1 protein-coding gene is annotated in these 1,128 nt (G+C 69.6%); it reads right to left on the reverse strand.

The features are described 5' to 3' along the window. The coding region (locus AX669_RS01405) for a hypothetical protein (RefSeq protein WP_062256133.1) at positions 1-680 on the reverse strand (680 nt) is incomplete at its 3' end. Positions 681-1,128 lie beyond the last annotated feature (448 nt).

Below are 1,128 nucleotides of genomic sequence, written 5' to 3' on the forward strand. Positions count from 1 at the left end.
GCCCAATAGGGATGCGAGCCGCCGTACTGCGTCCCGATCAGCTTGCCGACGACGCCCGCCGCGCCCACCGCGATGACGAACCGGGCGAGGTGCACGCGCGTCCCCTCAGCCTGCCACGCCTCACGGATCCTGGCCCGCGGCAACGGAATCCAACGACGTTCCCCCGTCTCGCGCAACAGGCCGACACGTCCGATGAGCACCGAGAACGCAGCCGACGCCGCGGAGACGAAAAAGCCGACGGCGACGTTCGACGCCGCCGCGGGCAGCGTCGCGCAGACGGTGAACGCGAACACGACGAACAATGGCCCCGGCGGGTGCCAGCGGAAGGCGTCCGACAACAACGACGCCGCCGCGGCGACGAGCGCACCGGCGGCGATGAGCCACCACTGGTGATGCGGCAGTAGCCCGACGGCGCATCCGAGCGTCACCGCCATGACGAGGACGCCGGCGACGGTCATCTGCAACGCCGTGCGTTCCGCATGCGGCGCGGCGCGTCCGTAGAGGGACGTGAATGCCCCGAAGGCCGCGAACGCCGACCAGTCGAGGTGCCCGGTCACCGTCAGCAGAGTGAGCGGGACGAAGACCGAAACGCCGGCCCGCGCCGCCACCCGGTGAGCACCCGCGTGCGGGCCGAAGCGGAAGAACTCCTGGAGAAAACTGGGATGGGCAGGCGTCGTCACCACGCCATCCTAGAAGCCGTGCCCGCAGCAGCCGGATGCGCCGCGTTTGGACGCCACAGCCACAACTCCTCACCACCCAGGCAGAGCTCCTGCCACCCCATCACTCCTCATGACGACGACACGGCTCGTCGGGGCGACGAGCGACCGCCTCCAGCTCCCTTCCACCGCGCGACGCTGGGGTCACGACCCCGACACCGCGGTTGGTCATCACCCCTCGAGCCCACGCCGCTCTCAGACTCGACCATCGTGTGAGATGGTTCACGCAGCGCCCGAGCAACCTCATGACACTCTCCAGCCATGACGGGGCGTTCGAGGTCTATTCTTACGCCCCCTCACCCCGCGGGGGCTGTACCCGTCTGCGTCAACCGCCTACTGTGAGCAGCAAGCTGGGCGGCGCCGTCGCCCCCACCATCCGGAGCGACGCTCGCCCGGATCGGCCAGATCTGCA

Source organism: Dermacoccus sp. CCH2-D9 (assembly GCF_001556795.1).
Lineage (GTDB): Bacteria > Actinomycetota > Actinomycetes > Actinomycetales > Dermatophilaceae > Dermacoccus > Dermacoccus nishinomiyaensis.